The following is a 21,732-nucleotide window of genomic DNA, read 5'->3' as shown; positions in this document are numbered from 1 at the left end:
CTTTTTGGCACAGCATGGCATAGAGTTTGAAGTGGTTCCGGGTATAAGCTCCGCCATAGCGGTGCCAGCCTATGCAGGCATTCCTTTGACCTTTAGAGGCATATCTTCTTCCTTTGCCGTCATAACTGGGCATGAGGACCCAAAGAAAGGAAGTTCAAGCATAGACTGGGAGAGCCTGAAGGGGATAAACACCCTTGTCTTTCTTATGGCGGTTTCAAACAGGCAGGAGATAGCAAAGAGGTTAATAAGCGTGGGGAGAGAGCCGAAAGAACCCGTAGCCTTTATAGAGAGGGGAACAACGAAGGAGCAGAAGGTAGTTATTACAAGCCTTAAGGAGCTTTCTGAGAACCCACCTGAGGTGAGACCCCCTGCTGTTATGGTGGTGGGTGAGGTGGTGAAGACAAGAAACTTGCTTTTTGAAAAACATTTAGAGGAGGCAAAGACATGATAGAACCGCACGGTGGAGAGCTTGTAAATAGGGTTGTACCTGAAAAGGAAAAGCTCAAAATCCTTGAGGAGATAAGGGACCTGCCTAAGATTACCGTAGGCTTGGATGCTCTTTTGGATGTGGAAAATATAGCAACTGGCGTTTTCTCTCCCATCAAAGGATTTATGACAGGCGAGGAGCTACTTTCTGTAGGTTACAATATGTGCCTGCCTGACGGAACTGTATGGACCATACCCATAATACTGCAATTTAAAGAAAAGCCAAAGGTGGGAGAGAGAATAGTCCTGCAGGATGAAGAGGGAAAGGCAAAGGCTGTCGTTGATATTAGAGAGGTATACAAAATAGACCTTCCCCTTATAGCAAAGCTCGTGTGGGGAACCGAAAGTGAGGAGCATCCAGGGGTTAAACTCCTTTACTCAAAGGGGGAGTGGGCTGTTGGGGGAGATGTGTGGCTATTGGAAAGGATAAACCACCCTTTAAGAGATTGGATACTCGAACCAGAGGAGACTAGGAAGATTTTTGAGTATAGGGGTTGGAAAACTGTTGTAGGTTTCCAAACAAGGAACGCACCCCACAAAGCTCACGAGTATTTGCAGAGGATAGGCTTAGAAGTGGCAGATGGTTTGTTTATAAACCCAGTTTTAGGCTGGAGAAAGTCAGACGATTTTGACCCACAAACGATACTCACAGCTTACGAATATTTGATAAACAACTATTACCCTAAGAAAAGGGTTCTTCTTTCTGGTCTCGCTACAGCTATGAGGTATGCTGGACCGAGAGAAGCTGTATTTCATGCCTTAGTAAGGAAAAATTTTGGATGTACGCATTTCATAGTGGGAAGGGACCATGCCGGCGTTGGGAACTTTTACGATCCTTATGAAGCCCATCGCATATTTGACAGGCTTCCAAAAGACATAGGTATAGAAATAATAAGGGTTTCAGCAGTTTTTTATTGCAAGAACTGTGATTGTATGGCATCAGAAAAGAGCTGTGGCCATGGTGAAGAGGAAAGGGTATATGTAAGCATGACAAAGATAAGGGATATGCTTAGGAAAGGTGTTTTACCTCCGGATGAAATGATAAGGAGAGATATAGCACACCTTCTAATGGATGTACAAAACTTGACGAATATTCATTCATAATTTAAAATTATCCTATGGAGTATTTTGATACGATAATTGTAGGGAGCGGTCCAGGAGGTTATATGAGCGCAAAGCTACTTCTTGAGAAGAGGAAAAGGGTTGCCCTTGTGGAAAAATCCCTTTTTGGAGGTGTCTGCCTGAATGCGGGATGTATACCAAAAGAGGGGCTTTATAAACTCGCCCTCAGTGAAAGCAAACCAGAATGGAAGGTAGCGGTTCAAAGAATACAGGGGAAGGTGATAGAAATAAGGGATACGGCGCTCAAAAGTCTCGTCTCAAAGGGATTAACTTACATTGAGGGTGAAGGTGAACTCATAGACGAACGTGTGGTAAAAGTGGGGAGCAGAAGATTAACAGCTCAGCACATAATTCTTGCGTGTGGTTCCAAACAAAGGGAACCTGGCATATCTCCAGAAGATATTCTTAGAGGTCTGATTCTTCCAAAAGGTAATGTGTGTGTAGTTGGAGGTGGTGCGGCAGGATGCGAGCTTGCCTTTATACTGCGCTCCTTCGGTTTTAAGGTTTATCTTGTAAGGAGAGATACGGTTCTGAAGGGGTACGAAAATATACCTGAAGAGTTTGCTCAAAAGCTGGAAAATAAGTTGGAAGAGCATGGCGTGGAAATAGTAGAAAGCTTAAGGAAAGTGAATGCGGATATTGTAATAAGGGCTACAGGTAGAGTTCCTAACTTCTGTCAGGAAAGATTTCCTTTTGTAGGCGTTGATGAAAAAGGCTTTGTAAAGAGTGACGCTTTTTTGGAGACTACGACAGGTGGTATCTTTGCGGTAGGTGATATAATATCACCCATGGGTGCGGGCTACGCTTTTGAAAAAGCGAAAGTTGCGGTCCATAATATCCTTCAAGGTAAAGAGAAAAGCTTTGATCACAGAAAAGTACCAGTCATAATATCATCAGCTTACCAAATAGGTTTTGTAGGTGACATTAAGGATGCCAGGGTGTTAATTACCAAATCCCTCGGGATCAATCCTAAGTATTACGTTACGGAAAATAACGGTATCATTAAGGTGGGTTTTGATGATACAGGTAGGCTCGTTTACTGTTGTGTTATAGGTAACGAGGTGAGCGAAATACTAAACCTCTGTGCGACACTTCTTGGAAAGGACTTAGAGGAATACCTTTGTCTTGCCCACCCATCATACGGGGAAATAATTAACGAAATAATGTCCATAAAGCAGGAGGTGTGCCAATGAAGGATGCGGAAGTTCTTTCAAAAGTGCGCATATTCTTGAGGGAAGAAGGCGTCATAATCCCTAAGGGACCTATAAAGGAGTTTTATTCACAGCTTATAAAGTTGTCCGGTTTCGGTATAGGTGGACTTCTTGTATTTTCTGGTAAAAAGGCGGGTAAAATGGCAGGCGCTTACATAAAGAACATAGCCGGCGAGATAAATCCTACTATAGAAAAGGTTGTACCTTACGTGTGTGCCTTTCTTGAAGAGACAGGTATATGTAAAGTTGAGGAGTATAATGTATCCAATTCTCATATACTTTTCAGGGTAAGAGATTCTATATTTGCTCAAGGTGTGGAAAACAAAAAGCCTGTTTGTATGCCTTTGAGCGGTGCTATGGCAGGTGTGTTTGAAGAAGTAACAGGTAAAGAATGGGATTGTAAGGAAATTGAGTGCCAAGCACAAGGTAAGGAAAGATGTGTCTTTGAGATAAGACTCAAATACTAAGCTTATAAATAAGCACCCTGTTATTCCCTGTATCAGCAACAAGAAATATCTTACCTACTGCAAAAACGGCGTAAGGCCAGCAAAGGGAGTACTCATCAACTCTTTCCCAACGATTCTCTCCGCATTCAAAAAAATTCCTTTGTCCGACAACCGCTACAGGCTTTACATCTTTCCCCAACTCTTTAAAAATAAGCACTCTGTTATTGGAGGTATCTGCAACAAAAAGCAGGTCATCGTCTGCACCTACGCCATAAGGCAGATTCAGACTGAATTCGTCACACCCTTCCTTATGTCCTATATAGAAGCTACAAAGTGATGCATCCTTTAAAGAGGTTTCAAATACATAAACTTTACTCACGCCTGTGCCAGCATCCGCCACAAAAAAGCGATTATCCATCCTGCAAATTGAATGAGGCCAACTAAATCCTTCGTAAATATCGTCAGGAATTTGCATACTGTCAGGTATATCTTTCCATCGCAGTATGCGCCTGTTCCCCGTATCACACACATAAAAACCGCTACTATCATAAAAAACGCCAAAGCACCAAAAAAGCATACCTCTGTCAACCTGTTTGAGGTTACTCTGACCTATTACATGGTGAGGTTTTGAAAAATTCTCCTCCGGCAACTTTTCCCACATCAATACCCTGTGGTTCCACGCATCAGCTATGAAAAACTTCCCATCATCAGATAAAAAAACGCCAGTTGGCATAAAAAGACCCCTTTCTACATCTCCACATGCATTGGGGGAGTCACCGTAAAAGTCCCTCTGTCCAAGCACTACATCCGCAGGTTTACTTGAAATCGGAACACCTTTCCATATAAGCACCCTGTGGTTTCCCGTATCCGAAACTATAAGCACATCGTTTTTGAGGAATACGCCCCTTGGACCATACAGAGTGTACGCTGAAGCTTTAGCATCTGGTACGCGCATACCTCTTTCTGAAGATGCACCTATGACACTTAAGAGTTCAATTTTTAGCGTATCTTTAACCACAGGTAACCACCTTCTATTTTCGTAGGTATAGGCTCTAACTGTACGTAAGGTAAATTCAAACATTCTCCAGAGGTTATTCTGTATTCAAAACCGTGCCATGGACAGATCAATACACCGTCTTCTTTTATCTCTCCTTCGTGCAGAGGATATCCTTGATGGACACAGGAATTTTTGTATGCATAAACTCTACCCTCCCACAACACTACAACTGCATCAAGCCCTTCATTTAAAAATCTGCACATCCGCCCTTCTTTTAGCTCCCGAACTTCAAAGGCTCTAACGTAGTTACTCTTTTTGTCTGAGAGATCAAAAAGAGCTTCGGATGGCGTATCTTTTGCCAGCTCCACCCTCTCAATGTAAGGAACAAAGCTCTGTACCGCCTCGAGGATTGTCTGTTGGAGCGTGAAGGAAACTTGCGAACAACCAACGCATGCTCCCCTTAATCTTACATAGAGTGTTCTATCTTTTAAGTCCACAAATTCCACATCCCCACCGTGAGACCTTACATAAGGTTTTATAAGCTCAAGAGCTTTTATCGCTTTTGTTTTTTCATCCTCCTTTATTATGCGGTGCTTTAAAAGAAGTGCGTAAATCTCCGGCTCTTTTACAGCTTTGAGGAGAAACTCTTTGCCTACTATATCTTCTTTGAGTAGCTTTACCAATTTTAGGAGGGCTATTCGCGTAAACTCCTCAATGCTATTTATAAGTTCACTAACAACTTCCCTTTTCTCATCGTCAAAATCCCGCACTTTCTTTATAAGATCGTCTATTTTTTCAGCAAGCTTCTCAAATCTAAGATCTTCCGTCATTACGTACCTCCATAAGCGTATCTATTTCCTCAAGTATGTCCAAAATACCGCTTATCTCTTCTTCCATACCGTATTTTTTGAAGATCTCAAGAGCTTTGATAAGATGCTCCTTTGCTTCCGAAAGTTTACCAAGATGAGCGAGGGCGTTACCCATGTTAGCTAAGGTGCGTGCACAACCTACTTCATCCCCCATCTTCATGCGGTGATCCAATACCTCCCTGTAAAGATCCAAAGCCTTGAGAAGGTTTTTTACAGGGTCTCCTGTTGGTAGGTACTGGAGGGCATTAGCATAGTTCATTGTGGTACTTGCCCATTCTTTGGGATAGGCATTTTTGGTAAACACCTTAAGTGCTTTCTTCAGGCACTGCACACCGTAAGCTAACCTTACCTGATCCTCAAGATCTACAGCACCCACGGAGAGATGAGCCAACCCCATGTTGTTGTTTATGAGAGCATACATGTAAGGGTTTTTTTCGTATGTGAAAAATTCAAGAGCTTCCCAATAATACTTTACAGCGTTGGTTAAATTCCCTAAGGAGGAATAGGCATTTCCTAAATTGAAGGAAATCTCAGCTTTCAAATAGTCAGCGCCTGTATCTGACAATTTTCTCTGCAATTCTTCAAAAAGCATAACTGCAGCGTAACTTACCCCTCTGTGTTCAATAAGAAGCTTTGTCTTTTTAAAGAGTATTAAGGCTTCAAAAATGGGAGATATGCTTTTGACGAGTTTTAATGCACTCTCGAGGAGTGAAAGGGCATCTTCTGTTTTACCCTGCTCTTCAAAAGTCTGTGCCTTACTGTAAAGTATAAGAGCATTAAGGTCATCCCTTCCCGTATCTTTTATGTCAAAATCCTTGAAAAAGGCAATGTTTAGCATATATTCAAGCACCTGATCTCTTATCTTTCTCCTTTCACCAGTTAGCAAAGATAGATTATAGTTTTTCAAGTCATCTTCCTGTAAATCTGAGAGCTTGCGAAAGGCAGTTTCCCACAAGCCGTTTTTAACCGCAGGAAGAAAGTCCCATTCTGGTGGAATGTCATCAAATTTTAGCAATAGAACGGAATTGATACAGTTCTTCCATCTTTCTGAATAGGGAAGTATGAGAAAATTGAAAGGATAAGGGAGGATGCCTACAGGCTGAGGGAACACACCTTTCCAGTCCATTAACAGCACCCTCCTAAACCGTCGTTAATATACGGAATGTCTCTGTTAGCGCATCGTTTTATATAGCTCGCCGCCATCTGCGCCTTCTCTTTAGTAAAGTACCTTCCCACTTCGTACTTTACCAGTTCATCTTTGAAAAGGACTTCTATAAAAACACTCCACTGTCCATCTTTTTCTTCTACAAAAGTTTCAGCTATTAGTGCCTTTTCTTTAAACATGATGGTCCTCCTTACATAAGAGATACTACCAACCCCTTTTCTTCTTCGTCCCAAACTGCTTTTTTCTTCCCCGGAGATATTCCCGCAGGCAGAAGTTCCCACACGAGAACTGCTTTGCAACCTTCTTTGTTTATTCTCTTTAAGAGTAAGCCTCCCTGCACGTTGGTAGGTAATGGAATGATCGTAAATTGCATACCCTTAGGAACTACAAGTACGCTCATACAATCGCTAAAGTACTTATTTGCTATGTGAGAGGGTATAACTATGTATCCTTCTTCTGTAAGCTCCACCTCTACAGCATGATTCCCTTGTATATCGTGCATCTTCATTACGTAGTCCGCAAGCTCTTCCATGGCTTTCTTCACCTCCAATGACAAATCCTCTCCTATCTCAAAGTTTTTACCTTCAATTAGGTATACGCTTACCTTCCGAGGATACTTCCCGTTTAAGAGGTATTTGGCTAAAGCTATGGCATGATACCATTTTATTGAGTGAAGGTTTGCTTCCTCTATGGTTGGAAGCTCTTCAACTTCTTCTGAAGGTACGCAAAAAATCGTACCTGGTTCTTGATCGGTACTGCATGCATCCACTATTATTACTTCATCGGCATTTTCCATATGAAAGATTACATCTATACCGGATGTTCCGCCATCTACGAGCTTTACATTAGGAGGGAGCCCGCGCTCCCAAAGATACCTTACAAAGCGCGGACCCACCCCATCATCCCCGCGTAAAGGGTTTCCACACCCCACTATAACAACTTTCCTCATTTGAAAGTACCCAGTTTATATCTCGCTATCTCCTTCCCGCGCTTTTTGTCATATACATGAACCGTACAGACCAAACAAGAGTCAAAGCTTCTAGCCACATGAGCCACTTCTATTGGATCTTCTGGATTCTTTATGGGGGCACCCACGATAGCTTTCTCTATAGGACCCATTTGACCTTTGGAGTCTTTCGGTCCTATGTTCCACGCCGTTGGTGTAACTATTTGATAGTTCTTTATCTTTCCGTTCTCTATTACTATCCAGTCTTGAAGCGCTCCCCTTGCCGCTTCAGTACCTCCGTACCCTTTGCCCTCTGGAAGCTCTTTAGGCTTTTTGTAGAACCTATCATCGTCAAAATTTACCTTGGCAAGCCAGGCTTTCACCCACTTGTAATATTTCACTGCTTCGTGCATTCTTGCAAGCACTCTCACCATAACGCTCGGTCCTATCTTGTTCACTATGTTCTTAAATAGGGGATCTATAGCGTGTTCTATGCATCCGGACGCGTTACATGCGGATTTTGCCTCTTCATATCCGGCAACTACTTGCCTTGCTAACGGTCCTGCTTCAAGGGGTACAGGTTTGCCATCTATGAGATATCTGGGAGACTTTGCCCATGAATACTTGCCCTGCTTTTTGGCTACATCCGGATCGAGGGGTACAGTCTCACCTTCCCATGGATGGAGCAATGAAGAACCTTCAAAGTAAGAATGTGTGATGTCTTCTCTCACATTCATTTGGTCAAAGACGTAATACTTACCGTTGTATACTACACCGGAAGGAGCTTGTAGAGCTTGATTCCTGCCTTCTATGGTGGATACTGGATAGAATTCGGGATCTATGTAAGTACCGCAGGCTAAAAAGGCATTTACTCCAGCCCCGTACTTATCAAGCCCGTTTTCAAGGCAGAACCTTATGAAAAGACCACAATCAGAGGTCCTATGACTTTCACTTTCGTCAAGCCACTTTAGAACATCGTCCCAGGTTTTATTTTCGAGCCATCTGTCCACGGAGCAACCGAGCCATACTTTCTCAAGCCACTCGGTTCTATAACGCTCAAGGAGTGCATAAGCCCTAGTTATATGGTCAAGCTGAGGAGCACACATGACACCTCCGGGAACCATAAAGCTCGAGTGCGGCCATTGACCTCCGAACATGGCGTATACCTTTACAGGTAGGGCGGATATCTCAAGTCCTATCTTATAAGAGGTTCCCACAAAAGGTGCCCACCTTTTTACTACCTCATCGTAAAGCTTGCTTTTAGCATAGTTCTTATTCACGAAGTCTATTGCGAATATAGCGTAGTACCATCTTGGAACGGACTGAAGTGTCTCACAAGCTTGTGCTATATTCCTTATATGCCAAGCATTAGGTGGAACCTCCGTCCTCCATGCGGTATCAATAGCCTGACAGGCTTTATATAAATGACTTCCTCCGCATATACCACACACCCTAGGCGTAACAATGAGACCTGCAAGAGGATCTTTCCCGCGCAGTATGATCTCAAAGCCCCTGAACATTACAGCCTCCACCTGAACATCCGCGACGTGTCCGTCTTCCACGAACACGTCAGCTCTAACATCACCCTCCAGCCTCGCCAGAGGGTCTATAACTAAGTGTTGCTTTGTAGCCATGATACGTACCTCCTTAGAGTTTTTTCAAAATCAAACCACAAAAATGTCTTCGGTTGCCCACTTTGGTGCTGCTATCCTTGCAGTCATGGCGTGCAGCATATAAGTGAGCTTATCAGATTCATAAACAGCCTCCTTGGGTATTACTCCGGCAACTTTCTGCGTCTTGAATATGGTACCGGGTGCAAGATCAAACCATGGGAATGCGAATTCTGTACAACCTATGCAAGGATGTCCTGACCTCTGTTTTGAACTTACACCGTTCCACAGGATCCTGTTGCAAGGAGCGTGGGTAAGAGGTCCCCTACATCCTAATTCATAGAAGAGACAGCCCTTCCTAGTTCCTTGCCCGAACTCTTCAGCGGATATCTTCCATTCATGGAACTGAACCCTCGTACAACCTGTTTGTGAGAAGGTTTTGAAGAAGGTCAACGGTCTGTTGTACTCGTCAAGCTCTATATCCCCGGCTCTGCCAACTGCCAAAGCAACCAACACTTGAGTTATCCAGTCATAGTGAGCAGGACAGCCGGGGATATTTATAACAGGAAGTCCTCCTCTGGATACGAAGTTTTCACCGAGAAATCCACCCTTTTTTGTCTTATGAAACTGAAGCCCTGTGGATTCTGTGGGATTTGGGGGAACAGCCGGTATGTTTCCCTGGCATGCACAGTTTCCTACTGCAACGACAAACTTTGCTACGTGAGCAAGCTCATATACCCAGTCCTTCATAGGTCTTCCTGCAAACATGTTGTATCTGCCAGTCCCGTTAGGTCCAAGAACTACAGTACCCTCAAAGACGAATATATCTAAAGGTATCTTTTCATTAACTATATCTCTGAGAAGTGCCTGAACCTGATTGCCCATCTCAAGCCCTGCAGAAGGATGCCATAGTATCTCTATCCCAAAATCCGTCACGAGATCGCAAACTGAAGGATATTCAGCATTTAAAAAGGACATGGTGTTGCCATTACAAGCACCACCGTGCAGCCAAAGAACCGTAGCCATGATACGCACCTCCAAAGGTATTTACTTCACAATGATAAATCCTATTAAATGAATGTCCATTCAATTTTCTTATACCTCTCATAAGTAAAACTTATAGACAACGAACGAGTATTCATATATATTTCAAGGAGAAATTCGTGTAAGGAGGTAAGCCATGAGCTATCATAACTCTACCCTTATGGAAAGTCTCACGGTAGGTGAGGCTAACGAACAGCTTAGTCAGCTGATAGATAAACTGGAAGTTATTAACTTTTTACTCTCCTCTCTTGAGGAGCTTATGCAGAGGACTCCTTTTATTCTGGAATCCTTAAGCTCAGAAGTTATACGTTTTAGGGAAAAGTTCAGAGAGTCTGAAGACGGTATGAAGGGTATCCTTCAGCTTATTTATACGGCTATAGATGTATTGGGTAAGGAAAATATAAGCAAAGCCTTAAATGGGGTTTTGGAAGCATACAAAGAAGTGAAAGAACACGATTACAGGACAAGTATAACTGGGATAGTCAGAGCAATGACAGATCCCGACATACAGAGAGCCTTAGCCTTTGTCCTTCTTGCGCTCAAAAATATAGGGTCTTCCATGAGGTGAAGATATGAACAACGGATATGTCTTTTTACGGAGACCTGAAGATGAACTTGTTGAGGCTTACTTTAAAAAGGATGAAAACATAAGACATCTTACTATCTTTCTTTCAAGCATGGATGCTCTTGCTTACTTTGCACAAATACTGCACGAATATGTGGAAAGTAGAGAGGACCTTAGGAAATCCATTCACGAAACCGATACAGAAGAGAGAAGGAGAGCCATCTCAGATGGTTTACGCAGGATGGATCTTATGGTAAGAGAGCTATTTGGGGTGCTTGAGCTTGGTAATCTTGCAGACTTTGCAAGAGCAAATTACAGAGCTTACGAAGAGATGAAGAAATACAAAAAGAAGGTAGGATTGCTCGGAATTTACAGAGAGCTTAGGGATCCCCAGGTTCAGATAGCCTTAGGCTTTATGTTCACTCTCTTAAAAAACATAGCCTCCCTTTTTGGGGATAGGAAGGACTGAGAGCCTTCCGCCCCAATTCTTAAAAAAATGAGGTTAAAATCTATCATATGGAGAACATAAAAGAATTAGTTTCTAAATACATCAAGCCATCCTTTGAATACGAGATCTATATGGAAGTGACAAGTAAACAGGTTATAGAGGTTTGCGACGAAAGGCTTGAGAACTTTCTTAAAGCCAAAGAATCAGGTGTCGGTATAAGGGTTTTAAAGGATAAAAAAATGGGATTTGCTTACACTACGGAGCTTAAGGAAGATACTATAAAAGACTGCGTAAGAAGAGCGATTGAGATATGCGAACTTACTCCTAAGGATGAGGGTTTTTACTTTAACTGTAATGGACCTCAAGGGTATACCTCTTACCTGTATGATAAAGAAGCCACAGCGATGTCTTCGGAAGAAAAAATAGAGCTTACACTCTCTTTAGAGAAAGCGGTAAAAAGCTTGGATGATAGGATAAAGGGTGTAAGGAAAGTTAGTTTTAAAGAAAAAGAGGTTGAAACGTATTGTTACAATTCGTGTGGTCTTGAGTATTACTATAAAAGTACCTTTTACACATCATCCGTGTCAGCCCTTGCTGAATACGGAGGTGATGCGTCCATATCTTATGACTTTAGAAGTGCAAGGAGGTTGAAAGATCTTGATTTTGACGGTATGATAAAGGATGTTGTTTTTAAAGCCACCTCATTATTGAATCCAGAACCCTACGAAACAAAAGCTGTATCCGTAGTGCTTTTTCGCGAAGCATCGGCTGTACTACTTGAAGCTTTCAGCGATATGTTTTCGGGAGAGTCTTTGCTCAAAGGCAAAACCCTGCTTAAGGATAAAGTAGGGCAAAACGTTTCTTCGGAAAAAATGAATATACTGGATGATGGTACGCTAAAGAACGGTTTTATGAGTTTTCCTTTTGATGCTGAGGGAATAAAGACAGAAAGAAAGTTCCTCATAGAGAAGGGTGTACTGAAAGGCTTTCTTCACAACTTATACACAGCGAAGAAATTAGGCACCAGATCTACTGGAAACTCATTAAGGGATAGCTTTAGAACTTTACCGCATTGTGGCATTACTAACCTTTACATAGAGCCAGGGGATGCGGATCTTGAAGAACTCCTAAATGTTTACGATGAAACTTTTCTCGTACTTGACCTTATGGGGTTGCACACAGTTGATCCCGTATCTGGGGACTTTTCATTGGGCGCATCGGGTATAATTTATAATAGAGGGAAAAAGGAGAAAAGCGTGAGGGGAGTTACGCTGAGCGGTAACGTACTTGAACTATGGAAGAAGGTTGTGAAAGTTGGCAAAGATCTTACTTTCTACGCTAATGTAGGCTCTCCATCTATTCTCATAGAAAAACTGACCGTGGGTGGGTGATCATGAAAAAACTTTTAGGATTGATCTTTTCCCTACTTGGTGTTCTCCTCATACTTTTGGGATGTCTAACCTCCTTCGAGCTTTACGCTAAAGACAGGCAAAGAAAGATAAATACCGACATGGCAAACTTCATACTTGATATTTACAGAAATAAACCAACCTCTAAGCCTTTATATCCCGAATACTCAGCTATAATAATGAAAACTCAAGAAGGAAGAGTGATAACTACCGAAAATTTGTTCAAGGTGTTTGATGAGAGTATGTATTCATCGGATCTTTACAAAGACAAGGCTGGTAACGAGGTTTACATATACGTAAAAAACCCTACCTTAGGTGAATATATTTATTTCTTTATGCAAAATCCTCTGTCTTTCGGTGTGCTTCTTTCAGGCGCTTTATTCCTTGTCGTGGGACTTTTCCTTCTTTATACTTCACCGATCTTAACAACAGGTAACTCAGGAATGGAGGAAGGTTTAGTCAATCACCTTAAGGCTCTCAGGTTGGCTCTTTCTACCAGTAAGATCATACCACAAGAAAGTCTTGAAAGAGCAAAAGGAATACTTGATGATATACTTAAAAGGTATGGGGGTAAGGTATGAAAATACTCGTCGTGTCCTTTGACAAAAGCCTTGTAAAAGGTATTAAGGAAGCTCTCAGGGAATACGAAGTCATAGATGTAAAGAACGGGGAAGAGGCTGTAAATACTGTATCTGGTTATGTGGATGCTGTAGTGTACGATGCCATATCAGGTTCCATATCTGAAGAGGACATAAATAATATGTATCAGAAAAAGTTCAAAGAAGCCAAATATGTGGTGCTTGTTGATGAACTTTTTCCAGTTGATATGAATAACATATTAGTTAAAAAAAAGGTAAAGTTGCCTCGAGAAGAGGCTACAAGCAGAATAAAGGAAGCTATCTTGGAAGAACCTCAAGAAATTCCCGAGACTCCTCAGGTTGAGGAACTTATGGAGTTGCCTCAGATAGAAAGCTTCACGGAGATACCTAAAACAGAGGAACCAATAGTAGAGTTTACACAAATAGAAACACCATCCTTTTCTTCACCTCAGACAAAAGCGAGCGAATCTGGTAAAAAAGTGTTAATAGTGTCTTTTGACAGTGCTTTAACTGATACGATAAAAGCTACGCTCGGAACGGATTACGAAATCGTAAATGTCAAGAATGTAAAGGAAGCTATGGATAAGGCAAAAGAAGCCGATCTGATCATTTTTGATACCATATCAGGTATGATAGCTCAAAAAGCTCTTATAGATATGTCCCAAAAGGAAGAGATATCCCAAAAGCCTTATATCCTTCTAATAGATGACCTCTTTACCATAGATGTAGATAAAATTCCCCTTCCTAATAAGTATTCCTTTTCAAGAGAGGCACAGCTCGGGAGAGCTTTAGAAAAGGTAAGGGAGCTTTTAACGGTTCCATCTCATGAAGAGATTTCCCAGCTTCCTGCAGAAACTTCACCTGCACCAGAGGAGGAAGTATCAAAAGAGGTACTTGGGCTTTTAGATGAGCTTTTCAAAGAGCAAAAGACGGAAGAACTTCCAGTGCAAGAAACAGAACCTGCAAAAGAGCCTATCAGTATTGTGGGACATGATCTTGAGCAAGCTCTTAAGGAACACATAAAAGATATCCTTTCGCAAAAACTCATAGAAGATGCACTAAAAGGTGTAATGCAAGGATTTCCAATAACTTCTATAATTGAAAAGGTAATAAAAGAGGAAGTGAACAGACAGATTTCTCTTATAGATGTTGCTTCTATAGTTAGGGAAGAAGCTTCTAAAGCGCTCAGGGAGAGACTTAAAGAACTCATCACTTGACAAAAAGCATTTCGCTCTTGTACCATCCCCACACGGTAGGAAAGAAGTTACCGAATCTGGGATAAACTGCAAGCATACTCTTGGGAGTTGCTATGAAGATCATGGGTTGTTCTTGGGTTATTATCCAGAAGGCTCTTTTATATATCTGGACTCTCTTTTCGGGGTTCATCTCCTGCGCTCCTTTGTCAAAGAGTTCATCTACCTCCTTTTCCCATTTGTTTTGTGGACTTTTCTGTCTAGGATTCCACATATGAAGTGTGCCTGACGAGTGCCACACGTTCCTGCCAAAATACGGATCTAAAGATCCCGTAAGCCCTATAATTACAGCTTCCCACTCATAAGGTGGTGCGCTTAATCTTGATACTAAAGTATTGAAATCTATAGGTCTGAAGATCACCTTTACTCCTATCTTTTCAAGATCTTCCTTTATGATGTTTCCTATGGTTTCCCTTTCCTTGTTACCCGCATTTGTGAGCAGTACTATCTCAAGTTTATGTCCCTGAGGGTCTTCAAGAATTCCATCGCCATCCCTGTCTTTAAAGCCTATGCTTTCAAGCATACTTTTAGCGAGCCTAAGATCGTACCTAAATTCTGGATAGTAATGTTCCTCGTAATAGGGTCTGTTAGCGGGCGTTATTGGGGTGTAAAGAGGCTTTGCCATACCATTGTATACTAAATAACATATACCCTCCCTGTCTATAGCGTGGGATATAGCTTGTCTGAAAGTCCTATTTTGAAACCACCTGAGTTTATAGGTTGGTATCTTGGCTTTTGGATTTTGGTTAAACACCAAGAAGGTGGTAGAAGGTGTGGGACCAAGATCGTAAAGTGTGATGGATTTTATCTTTGATATAAAAAAGAGGTCTTGAGGTCTCACACCGATATAGTCAGCATCCTTTGTGGAGAATCTCAAAAGGGCTGTATCTGGATCTTGCACTATTATACCTGTCATACTCTTTATATAGGGTAATTTGTCACCGTATTTATCCCTTTCGTAATAGTAAGGATTTGCTTCGTACTCAACGAACTGCCCCTTTACGTATCTTTTTATCACGTAAGGACCCGTTCCTACTATCTCCTTTGGGTCAGTGTCCACATTCCACGCAGTGGGAAAGTTTCCTTCTTTGACATACCTTTGAAGTTTGTGTTTGGGTAGTATAGGTGCGCTCAAAACACTTAGAAAGGGTGCAAAAGCTGTCGGCAGGCGGAACTCCACTGTGTAGTTGTCCAATTTTCTTACAAAGCTCTCCACATCTTTCTCGTTCTTTATCACCCCTCTTAGCATATCTGCAGTTGAATTGGGAATGTCTTTGTTGAGATAAACGTCCCTGTATGTGAATACCACATCGTCAGCGCTGAACGGTGTACCGTCACTCCACTTTACATCCTTCCTCAGATGAAACACGTAGCGCCTTCCTCCATCGTACTCTTCCCAGTTTTGTGCAAGATCGGGAACTACCTTCATACTTTTGAGATCCATTTTTGTGAGTCCCGTAAAGAGATAGTCTATAACTGAAGTAGAGGTGGTCTCTTGAGCTACTACTGGGTTTAGCGTTTTAGGATCCCCGTTGAGTATAAAGTGCAAGCTCCCGCCCTCTTTTCCTTCTGTGGGATGAAACTCGGATGGATCCAACTTCACAAAACTAACACTTTTAGAAGAAGGTGATGAAGAAAGATAAAAGGGTAAAAAAGAAGCAAACACAAAAGCCATAGCCAAGAACATGTTTTTCATCCGTATCTCTCCGAGACCTCTTTAACCTTCTCGTATGCCCAGCTTATTATATAAAGCAGTTGTTCTATGTTCTCCGGATCAGGAAGATTTAGCATGCTCAGTACATCCTCTACCAAATTCGCAATGTCCAAAAATCCTATTTTACCCTTTAGAAACATCTCAACAGCGGCTTCATCAGCACCGACCAAAGCGGGGATGTAGGCACCACCCATCTCCGCTACCCACCTGCAAAGATACAGAGCTTTAAACTTTTCTCTGTCAACCTGTTCAAAGCTTATAGGTGAAAGCTCTAAAAGATTTTTTCTCTCAAAGGGATAATCCCTTCTTTCTGGATAAAAAAGAGCATGTAATATGGGTACTTTCATATCTGTTTGAGACACGTGAAAGAGAAAACTCCCATCCTTCAGTTCTACGATCCCGTGAACTACGCTTTGGGGATGTATAACCACTTCTATACTGTCAACGGAAAGATCAAAGAGGTTTATAGCCTCTATCATTTCCATTCCCTTATTCATCAAAGTTGCGGAATCAACAGTTATTTTTGCTCCCATCTTCCATCTTGGATGATTTAGAGCCTCCTCAACTGTGACAGCTTTTAGATCTTTAATGGATCTATTTCTGAAAGGTCCTCCTGACGCTGTAAGATAGACTTTTTTTATATCTTCTTTACTCACGAAAGACAGAAGCTGAAAAAGGGCGTTATGTTCGCTATCCACCGGCAGGATCATACCTCTCTTGTTTTTAACCAGATCTCCTAAGCATATTATGGACTCTTTATTGGAAGCAAGAAGTCTCTTATTCTTTGTGAGAATATGATAAGTGGGGATGATACCGTCAACCCCCGATATAGCATTCATGAGAGTATCGGAGGCTTCTATGACTTGCATCAATCCTTCGTGACCTTTTACGTAAGTAGTCTCTTTCGGTAGACTCGTTAACCAATCTTTTGAAGGCTCTTCGTAGGAAACTACATAAAGAGGCTTAAACTCTATCGCTTGCATGAGAAGTTTTTCGGATGCTTTTCTTGCAACGAGTCCAACGAGTTCAAACTCATCCCTTTTTGATCGGATCACATCAAGGGTTTGACTTCCTACAGAGCCTGTAGAACCAAGTACGCTCAATTTTCTCATAAAACACCCGCTCTTAGTATGTCATGCATGTGTATTATACCCTCTGGTCTGCCATCGCCATCTACAGCTATGAGGACAGTTATCTTATATTCCTCCATCCTCTTGAGAGCTTCCGCTGCAAGTTCATCTGGTTTTACAGTCTTCGGGTTTTTTGTCATCACATCTCTTGCAGTACTTTCGTTAAAGTTCCCTCCCTTCCTTACAAACCTTCTAAGATCACCATCCGTTATTATTCCAACCAGCTTTCCCTTTTCATCAATTACTGCGGTTGCACCAAAACCTTTACTCGTCATCTCTATTATGACGTCAGGCATGGGAGTATTTTCATAAACTACGGGCATACTGTCACCTGTGTGATAGAGTTCTCTCACAACTCTCAGCTTTCTTCCCAGACTCCCCGCTGGGTGTCTCATAGCAAAATCTTCCTTTGTGAAACCTCTCAGATCAAGAAGTACCATAGCAAGGGCGTCACCCAAAAGCAATGATGCGGTGGAAGAGCTTGTAGGTGCAAGATCAAGCGGACATGCCTCTTTTTTAATATTCAAAAAAAGATGAACGTCCGCATACTTGGCGAGTGTTGAATCTTTTCTATTCGTTATGGCTATTATGGGAACTTTTAAAAGTTTTACATAGGGTATAAGAGATACGACTTCCGGAGACTCTCCACTGTTGGATATGGCAAGGAGCGTATCCCTTGAGTCTATTACACCTAAATCACCGTGTAGAGCTTCGGAAGGGTGCAAAAAGTGTGCAGGAGTGCCAGTACTTGACAACGTAGATGCTATTTTCTGTGCTATGTGACCCGACTTTCCTACACCTGTTGTGATAATCTTACCTTCACAAGCAAGGATTATTTCCACAGCTTTAACAAAGCTCTCGTCAAGGCTATCTCTCAATCTTGAGAGTTCCTCTATCTCTATCTCAAAGACTTTCCTTGCTTTCTTGAGTATATCCTCCTTCATGAGCTTTTATATTTTTCTATACCCTTTTTGATCTCCTCCAGCGCAAACTGTATGCCTTTAAAACTTTCCACCTTTACCCATTTGCCGGGTTCCAACTCTTTATAGTGTTCAAAGAAGTGTTTTATCCTATCAAGTAGCACTTTGGGAAGATCATCAACGGACTTTACTGAATCATAAGTTGGGTCTACCTTAGTATGTGGTACAGCTATGAGTTTTGTATCTATACCTTCCTCGTCCTTCATCTCAAGTCCGCCTATAGGTCTACACCTTATGACGCTTCCGGGGGTAACGGGATATCTTGATATTACAAGTACATCCACAGGATCGCCGTCATCAGCTAAGGTTTGGGGTATAAAGCCATAATTGAAAGGATAGTGCATGGCTGTAAAGAGAAATCTGTCAACAAATACAGATCCACTTTCTTTATCAAGCTCGTACTTTATGGGGCTGTCTTGTGGAATCTCAATTACTACATAAATATCTTCCGGTGGGTTCTTTCCCGGTGGTATATTCCTGATGTTCATACCGTCACCTCCTTATAAAAATTTTACGACACTCAAGCCAGAAGGCTCTCCTTTTTAAAGGAGAGATGAATGGCTGGAACTACTTGACAAACTATTCAAAATGTGCCATACTGGGACAAACATCATGACAAAATTTGAAAAAATCAAGGAAACTCTCAGGGAAACCAAAGAAAGAAGGAAATTTCAAATAGCAAGAACCTACTGTCTTAAACTCCAGAACATTTCAAAGGCAAAGGAAGAGAAGCTCCTCAAGGCGTTTCTGGAAGCAAAATGGCTCTACAACTGGGCTATACATCAAGATGACATATTTGCGATAGATGGTAGTAAGGTAAAGGTAGTAAGCGTCAAGAAAGGTGAGGAGTTTGAGGAAAGAAAACTTGAAATCCTTGGTTCGCAGGTCAAACAGGAAATTGCGGATAGGATAAAAGACAACATAAAAGGACTTGCAAAGCTTAAGGAAAAAGGCAAGCGGGCAGGCAGGTTAAAGCCAAAGAAGAAAGTCAATTCCATACCTTTCAAGCAGTATGGAGTATCTCACAAAATAGACTTTAAGAAAAACAGAATACATCTTCAAAAGCTTGGCTCTTTCAGAGTGCTTGGGCTACACCAGATACCTGAAAATGCAGAACTCTCAAAGGCGGTGCTGGTAAGAAAACCTTCAGGCTACTATATCCAGATTACTTGCTTTGTGCCGAGAGAGGAAAGAGCTATTTTAGAAAAACCTGTGGCAATAGATTTTGGAGTAAAGGACAGGCTAACACTTTCTAATGGCATAAAGATTGACTTTGAGGTGGCAGAAAGCAAAAGACTTAAAAGGCTACAGAGAGAGCTTGCAAAAAAGAAGAAAGGCTCAAAGAATAGAGAAAAAGTAAGACAAAAACTGGTAAGAGAGTATGAGAGGATTGAAAACAGAAGAAAGGATGCTATAAACAAGATTATTGCTTTTTTAAAGCTCTACAGCATGGTAGTATTTCAGCAAGACAGCATTAGCTCATGGCATAAAGGCTGGTTTTCAAGAGCGGTTCAATACTCAGGGATAGGAAAGCTGAGAGAGAGGTTGAGTTCCAGCCTCCTGCCTGTCCTTGAGATTGACCGCTTTGAGCCAACCTCAAGAGTATGCTCTAAGTGTGGAGCATACTTTGAAAATCTTAAGCTTTCTGACAGGACAGTTTTCTGTCCTGAGTGTGGCAACAAGATAGACAGGGATTTGAATGCGTGTCTTGTGATGCTTAAAAAGGTCTCACCCGCCTTAAGGGTGGTAGGGTTGGACCGACCCAAGCTGACGCCTGCGGAGAGGTCCGCCTCTGCACGAATACTGGGGTCTAACCCCTATATTTGTGTAAGCTACCTCGTTGAAGCAGGAAGCTCCTCAAGTTATTGAGAAGAGGAGGTCACTCAGTTCAAAGCTCAATAGAGTAAAAATCCTTTACCGCGGTGTGTTTTGAAGGCACTTCTTTATCTCTCATTAACCTTACTGTGCGCATGTTTACACTCTTTGCCGCATTGAGTTCCTCTTCAACATCCGAGAGGAAAAGTATCTCTTGGGGTTTAAAACCTATAGCCTGAGCTATCTTTGCATAAGATCGCTCGTCTTTTTTACTCCCTGTCCTTGTGTCAAAATATCCTGAAAAGAGGTATGTGATATCCCCATACTCAGTGTGGGAGAAGAGGAGCTTCTGCGCTTTTACAGATCCTGAAGAAAAAACATAGAGTTTTATACCTTTGCTGTACCACTCTTTTAACTTCTCATAAGCATCTTTGTATATGTGTCCTTTAAGCTCCCCAATTTTATAGCCATATTCCCATATGAGACCCTGAAGCTCTTTAAGAACACTTTCTTTTCTATCCTCATCTATCCATTCTGTAAGAAGTCTTACTACCTCTTCAAGAGTCAATTCCCTTCCAAATTTTTCAAAAAGTTCTCCCAAAAGAGACTTTACATTTTCATCTTCCCAGTGCCTTTTTAGGAAGCCTTGAAGTTTTTGCTTTGAGTAAGGGAAAAGTACTTCCTTCACGAAAGAGATAGATGAAGTAGTCCCTTCTATATCGGTAAGTACCGCTAAGATTTCAGCCATGAGCTAACTAAACTGTCGTGATCAGGAATGATCTTTGATATGTCACTGCCTGTAAAGTTTGCTACCCATCCTTCTGGAATGGAAAAGAATCGTATGGCTTTGAAAAATGGTGTTTTCCCCATATCAAACCAATGACGAACGCCCGCTGGAACGCTTATAAAATCCCCTTTTTCACACACCACAGCGTAAACTTTGTCCTTTATGTGAAGGTAAAAACTACCAACCCCATCTATAAAAAAACGCACTTCAAAATCTGAATGAGTATGTTCCTTTAGGAACATATTCCTCAATTCATCCTTCTTAGGATGGTCTGGTGTTATGCTTGCCACATCCATTGATACAAAATTGAAAGTTCTATTTATATTCTCAATTTCATCTCTGTATGCTTCAAGTATATCCTCTTGAAGAGCTTCCTTTTGTATGGATTTTGTCCGCCACCTTTGGAAGATCACACCCAACTTTTCAAGATCCTCACTTATTTTTGTATGTTCTTTCTCCGCACCGAGAAAATTACCCTTTTCGTCATAAATAACAAGCAAGCTCATGCTTTCTATTATACAATATTGGTTTATGAGCGAGGACTTAAAGCAACTCGTAGAGGTTATAAAGGAGCTTTATCTGAGGGGTTGGCTTCCCGCAACCAGTGGGAATTTTTCATTGAGGTTAGATGATAGTAGCTTTTTGATAACTCCATCGGGTAAGCACAAGGGTAAGATAAAGGAGGAGGATTTTTTAGTTGTTGATATATCAGGAAATCCTAAAAGTGGGGAAAGCAAGCCTTCGGCCGAGACCTTACTGCACGTTGCCATATATAGCGCCGTGCCTTCAGCTTTTTGCATCATGCATGTTCATTCACCTAACGCTACAGTGATATCAAGGATAGCCAAAGGTGTGATAAATCTTGACGGATACGAGCTTTTGAAGGCTTTTGATGGGATAGATACTCATGATACCAAAGTGAGTATTCCCATTTTTGAAAATTCCCAAGACATGCCAACACTTGCACGGGAAGTAGAGAGTTATCTAAAAACACATCCGCAAAGCGTAGGTTTTCTTCTCAGATCTCACGGTGTTTACGTATGGGGCAGACATGTGATTGAAGCATTTGTTAAACTTGAGGCTTTGGAATTTCTCTTTGAGTGTGAACTTAAACTCGCTATAATTTCAGGAAAGTA

Annotated in this window: 24 protein-coding genes; 11 read left to right on the top strand and 13 right to left on the bottom strand. The window is 41.7% G+C overall.

All coding sequences use genetic code 11. The features are described from left to right. The 4 genes from ABWK04_07405 to ABWK04_07390 form a co-directional block, all read left to right on the top strand. The coding region (locus tag ABWK04_07405) for an SAM-dependent methyltransferase (GenBank protein MEZ0361699.1) at positions 1–448 on the top strand (448 nt) is incomplete at its 5' end. Beyond that, a complete protein-coding gene (gene sat, locus ABWK04_07400) occupies positions 445–1,590 on the top strand; it encodes a sulfate adenylyltransferase (protein ID MEZ0361698.1) in 1,146 nt (381 codons plus the stop codon). The genes ABWK04_07405 and sat, both read left to right, overlap by 4 nt. 14 nt (positions 1,591–1,604) lie before the next feature. Then, complete coding sequence (locus tag ABWK04_07395) at positions 1,605–2,801, top strand: FAD-dependent oxidoreductase (GenBank protein MEZ0361697.1); 1,197 nt, start codon at positions 1,605–1,607, stop codon at positions 2,799–2,801. Further along, on the top strand, positions 2,798–3,286 hold the full coding sequence (locus ABWK04_07390; protein ID MEZ0361696.1) for a V4R domain-containing protein: 489 nt from the start codon (positions 2,798–2,800) through the stop codon (positions 3,284–3,286). The genes ABWK04_07395 and ABWK04_07390 overlap by 4 nt, the downstream gene beginning before the upstream one ends. Here the strand turns inward: ABWK04_07390 and ABWK04_07385 are convergent. From ABWK04_07385 to ABWK04_07355, 7 genes are read right to left on the bottom strand one after another with little or no spacing between them, the layout of a single operon-like run. Next, a complete protein-coding gene (locus ABWK04_07385; protein MEZ0361695.1) occupies positions 3,276–4,346 on the bottom strand; it encodes an NHL repeat-containing protein in 1,071 nt (356 codons plus the stop codon). The two genes, ABWK04_07390 and ABWK04_07385, sit on opposite strands and share 11 nt — an antisense overlap. Further along, the gene (locus ABWK04_07380; protein ID MEZ0361694.1) at positions 4,265–5,092 is read right to left on the bottom strand and encodes a NifU family protein; all 828 of its coding nucleotides are present in this window, start codon (positions 5,090–5,092) and stop codon (positions 4,265–4,267) included. The genes ABWK04_07385 and ABWK04_07380 overlap by 82 nt, the downstream gene beginning before the upstream one ends. Further along, on the bottom strand, positions 5,076–6,257 hold the full coding sequence (locus ABWK04_07375) for a tetratricopeptide repeat protein (GenBank protein MEZ0361693.1): 1,182 nt from the start codon (positions 6,255–6,257) through the stop codon (positions 5,076–5,078). Before ABWK04_07375 ends, ABWK04_07380 begins: the two co-directional genes overlap by 17 nt. Next, positions 6,257–6,475 carry an AP2 domain-containing protein gene (locus ABWK04_07370; GenBank protein ID MEZ0361692.1) on the bottom strand — a complete coding sequence of 73 codons (219 nt, stop codon included), beginning with the start codon at positions 6,473–6,475 and terminating at the stop codon, positions 6,257–6,259. Before ABWK04_07370 ends, ABWK04_07375 begins: the two co-directional genes overlap by 1 nt. Before the next feature lie 11 nt (positions 6,476–6,486). Continuing rightward, positions 6,487–7,245: a hydrogenase maturation protease gene (locus ABWK04_07365; GenBank protein ID MEZ0361691.1), complete on the bottom strand. Its 759-nt coding sequence runs from the start codon at positions 7,243–7,245 to the stop codon at positions 6,487–6,489. Continuing rightward, complete coding sequence (locus ABWK04_07360) at positions 7,242–8,876, bottom strand: nickel-dependent hydrogenase large subunit (GenBank protein MEZ0361690.1); 1,635 nt, start codon at positions 8,874–8,876, stop codon at positions 7,242–7,244. The genes ABWK04_07365 and ABWK04_07360 overlap by 4 nt, the downstream gene beginning before the upstream one ends. Positions 8,877–8,906: 30 nt before the next feature. Beyond that, positions 8,907–9,878 carry a hydrogenase gene (locus ABWK04_07355; GenBank protein ID MEZ0361689.1) on the bottom strand — a complete coding sequence of 324 codons (972 nt, stop codon included), beginning with the start codon at positions 9,876–9,878 and terminating at the stop codon, positions 8,907–8,909. A gap of 154 nt (positions 9,879–10,032) precedes the next feature. Here ABWK04_07355 and ABWK04_07350 point away from each other — a divergent pair, with 154 nt between their 5' ends. The 5 genes from ABWK04_07350 to ABWK04_07330 are packed head-to-tail and all read left to right on the top strand — an operon-like array spanning position 10,033 to position 14,134. Then, positions 10,033–10,464 carry a DUF1641 domain-containing protein gene (locus ABWK04_07350; GenBank protein MEZ0361688.1) on the top strand — a complete coding sequence of 144 codons (432 nt, stop codon included), beginning with the start codon at positions 10,033–10,035 and terminating at the stop codon, positions 10,462–10,464. A gap of 4 nt (positions 10,465–10,468) precedes the next feature. Continuing rightward, the gene (locus ABWK04_07345) at positions 10,469–10,930 is read left to right on the top strand and encodes a DUF1641 domain-containing protein (GenBank protein ID MEZ0361687.1); all 462 of its coding nucleotides are present in this window, start codon (positions 10,469–10,471) and stop codon (positions 10,928–10,930) included. Between the two features lie 47 nt (positions 10,931–10,977). Beyond that, positions 10,978–12,300: a TldD/PmbA family protein gene (locus ABWK04_07340; protein ID MEZ0361686.1), complete on the top strand. Its 1,323-nt coding sequence runs from the start codon at positions 10,978–10,980 to the stop codon at positions 12,298–12,300. Between the two features lie 2 nt (positions 12,301–12,302). Further along, positions 12,303–12,899 (top strand): hypothetical protein, encoded by a 597-nt coding sequence (locus ABWK04_07335; protein ID MEZ0361685.1) that lies wholly within the window; start codon positions 12,303–12,305, stop codon positions 12,897–12,899. Further along, positions 12,896–14,134, top strand: a complete 1,239-nt coding sequence (locus ABWK04_07330) for a hypothetical protein (GenBank protein MEZ0361684.1) — start codon at positions 12,896–12,898, stop codon at positions 14,132–14,134. The genes ABWK04_07335 and ABWK04_07330 overlap by 4 nt, the downstream gene beginning before the upstream one ends. Here ABWK04_07330 and ABWK04_07325 read toward each other — a convergent pair. The 4 genes from ABWK04_07325 to ppa are packed head-to-tail and all read right to left on the bottom strand — an operon-like array spanning position 14,127 to position 18,482. Then, a complete protein-coding gene (locus tag ABWK04_07325) occupies positions 14,127–15,866 on the bottom strand; it encodes an ABC transporter substrate-binding protein (protein ID MEZ0361683.1) in 1,740 nt (579 codons plus the stop codon). The two genes, ABWK04_07330 and ABWK04_07325, sit on opposite strands and share 8 nt — an antisense overlap. Further along, positions 15,863–16,996, bottom strand: a complete 1,134-nt coding sequence (gene dxr / locus ABWK04_07320; GenBank protein ID MEZ0361682.1) for a 1-deoxy-D-xylulose-5-phosphate reductoisomerase — start codon at positions 16,994–16,996, stop codon at positions 15,863–15,865. Before dxr ends, ABWK04_07325 begins: the two co-directional genes overlap by 4 nt. Beyond that, complete coding sequence (locus ABWK04_07315) at positions 16,993–17,958, bottom strand: KpsF/GutQ family sugar-phosphate isomerase (protein ID MEZ0361681.1); 966 nt, start codon at positions 17,956–17,958, stop codon at positions 16,993–16,995. The genes dxr and ABWK04_07315 overlap by 4 nt, the downstream gene beginning before the upstream one ends. Beyond that, on the bottom strand, positions 17,955–18,482 hold the full coding sequence (gene ppa / locus ABWK04_07310; GenBank protein MEZ0361680.1) for an inorganic diphosphatase: 528 nt from the start codon (positions 18,480–18,482) through the stop codon (positions 17,955–17,957). The genes ABWK04_07315 and ppa overlap by 4 nt, the downstream gene beginning before the upstream one ends. Positions 18,483–18,606: 124 nt before the next feature. Here ppa and ABWK04_07305 point away from each other — a divergent pair, with 124 nt between their 5' ends. Beyond that, on the top strand, positions 18,607–19,863 hold the full coding sequence (locus ABWK04_07305) for a transposase (protein ID MEZ0361679.1): 1,257 nt from the start codon (positions 18,607–18,609) through the stop codon (positions 19,861–19,863). Between the two features lie 19 nt (positions 19,864–19,882). On the opposite strand, the gene mtnC is transcribed toward ABWK04_07305, so the two are convergent. Together mtnC and ABWK04_07295 are read right to left on the bottom strand one after the other, a co-directional pair. Beyond that, on the bottom strand, positions 19,883–20,557 hold the full coding sequence (mtnC, locus tag ABWK04_07300) for an acireductone synthase (GenBank protein MEZ0361678.1): 675 nt from the start codon (positions 20,555–20,557) through the stop codon (positions 19,883–19,885). Further along, the gene (locus ABWK04_07295; GenBank protein ID MEZ0361677.1) at positions 20,542–21,102 is read right to left on the bottom strand and encodes a cupin; all 561 of its coding nucleotides are present in this window, start codon (positions 21,100–21,102) and stop codon (positions 20,542–20,544) included. Before ABWK04_07295 ends, mtnC begins: the two co-directional genes overlap by 16 nt. A 25-nt stretch (positions 21,103–21,127) precedes the next feature. On the opposite strand from ABWK04_07295, the gene ABWK04_07290 reads away from it, so the two are divergent. Continuing rightward, the coding region (locus tag ABWK04_07290; protein ID MEZ0361676.1) for a methylthioribulose 1-phosphate dehydratase at positions 21,128–21,732 on the top strand (605 nt) is incomplete at its 3' end.

This window comes from Hydrogenobacter sp. (assembly GCA_041287335.1).
Taxonomy (GTDB): domain Bacteria; phylum Aquificota; class Aquificia; order Aquificales; family Aquificaceae; genus Hydrogenobacter.
Note: the sequence above shows the minus strand (reverse complement) of the source record. Positions and strands in the feature narration are given on the sequence as shown.

What these genes read in the sequence shown, in the direction of transcription:
- ABWK04_07365 (MEZ0361691.1), bottom strand. Translation starts at nt 7,245, where the DNA reads ATGAGGAAAGTTGTTATAGTGGGGTGTGGAAACCCTTTACGCGGGGAT.
- mtnC (MEZ0361678.1), bottom strand. Translation starts at nt 20,557, where the DNA reads ATGGCTGAAATCTTAGCGGTACTTACCGATATAGAAGGGACTACTTCA.
- ABWK04_07370 (MEZ0361692.1), bottom strand. Translation starts at nt 6,475, where the DNA reads ATGTTTAAAGAAAAGGCACTAATAGCTGAAACTTTTGTAGAAGAAAAA.
- ABWK04_07295 (MEZ0361677.1), bottom strand. Translation starts at nt 21,102, where the DNA reads ATGAGCTTGCTTGTTATTTATGACGAAAAGGGTAATTTTCTCGGTGCG.
- ABWK04_07350 (MEZ0361688.1), top strand. Translation starts at nt 10,033, where the DNA reads ATGAGCTATCATAACTCTACCCTTATGGAAAGTCTCACGGTAGGTGAG.
- ABWK04_07385 (MEZ0361695.1), bottom strand. Translation starts at nt 4,346, where the DNA reads ATGTTTGAATTTACCTTACGTACAGTTAGAGCCTATACCTACGAAAAT.
- ABWK04_07380 (MEZ0361694.1), bottom strand. Translation starts at nt 5,092, where the DNA reads ATGACGGAAGATCTTAGATTTGAGAAGCTTGCTGAAAAAATAGACGAT.
- ABWK04_07390 (MEZ0361696.1), top strand. Translation starts at nt 2,798, where the DNA reads ATGAAGGATGCGGAAGTTCTTTCAAAAGTGCGCATATTCTTGAGGGAA.
- ABWK04_07355 (MEZ0361689.1), bottom strand. Translation starts at nt 9,878, where the DNA reads ATGGCTACGGTTCTTTGGCTGCACGGTGGTGCTTGTAATGGCAACACC.
- ABWK04_07340 (MEZ0361686.1), top strand. Translation starts at nt 10,978, where the DNA reads ATGGAGAACATAAAAGAATTAGTTTCTAAATACATCAAGCCATCCTTT.
- ABWK04_07395 (MEZ0361697.1), top strand. Translation starts at nt 1,605, where the DNA reads ATGGAGTATTTTGATACGATAATTGTAGGGAGCGGTCCAGGAGGTTAT.
- ABWK04_07335 (MEZ0361685.1), top strand. Translation starts at nt 12,303, where the DNA reads ATGAAAAAACTTTTAGGATTGATCTTTTCCCTACTTGGTGTTCTCCTC.
- ABWK04_07360 (MEZ0361690.1), bottom strand. Translation starts at nt 8,876, where the DNA reads ATGGCTACAAAGCAACACTTAGTTATAGACCCTCTGGCGAGGCTGGAG.
- ABWK04_07330 (MEZ0361684.1), top strand. Translation starts at nt 12,896, where the DNA reads ATGAAAATACTCGTCGTGTCCTTTGACAAAAGCCTTGTAAAAGGTATT.
- ABWK04_07345 (MEZ0361687.1), top strand. Translation starts at nt 10,469, where the DNA reads ATGAACAACGGATATGTCTTTTTACGGAGACCTGAAGATGAACTTGTT.
- ABWK04_07325 (MEZ0361683.1), bottom strand. Translation starts at nt 15,866, where the DNA reads ATGAAAAACATGTTCTTGGCTATGGCTTTTGTGTTTGCTTCTTTTTTA.
- ABWK04_07305 (MEZ0361679.1), top strand. Translation starts at nt 18,607, where the DNA reads ATGACAAAATTTGAAAAAATCAAGGAAACTCTCAGGGAAACCAAAGAA.
- sat (MEZ0361698.1), top strand. Translation starts at nt 445, where the DNA reads ATGATAGAACCGCACGGTGGAGAGCTTGTAAATAGGGTTGTACCTGAA.
- ABWK04_07315 (MEZ0361681.1), bottom strand. Translation starts at nt 17,958, where the DNA reads ATGAAGGAGGATATACTCAAGAAAGCAAGGAAAGTCTTTGAGATAGAG.
- ABWK04_07375 (MEZ0361693.1), bottom strand. Translation starts at nt 6,257, where the DNA reads ATGGACTGGAAAGGTGTGTTCCCTCAGCCTGTAGGCATCCTCCCTTAT.
- dxr (MEZ0361682.1), bottom strand. Translation starts at nt 16,996, where the DNA reads ATGAGAAAATTGAGCGTACTTGGTTCTACAGGCTCTGTAGGAAGTCAA.
- ppa (MEZ0361680.1), bottom strand. Translation starts at nt 18,482, where the DNA reads ATGAACATCAGGAATATACCACCGGGAAAGAACCCACCGGAAGATATT.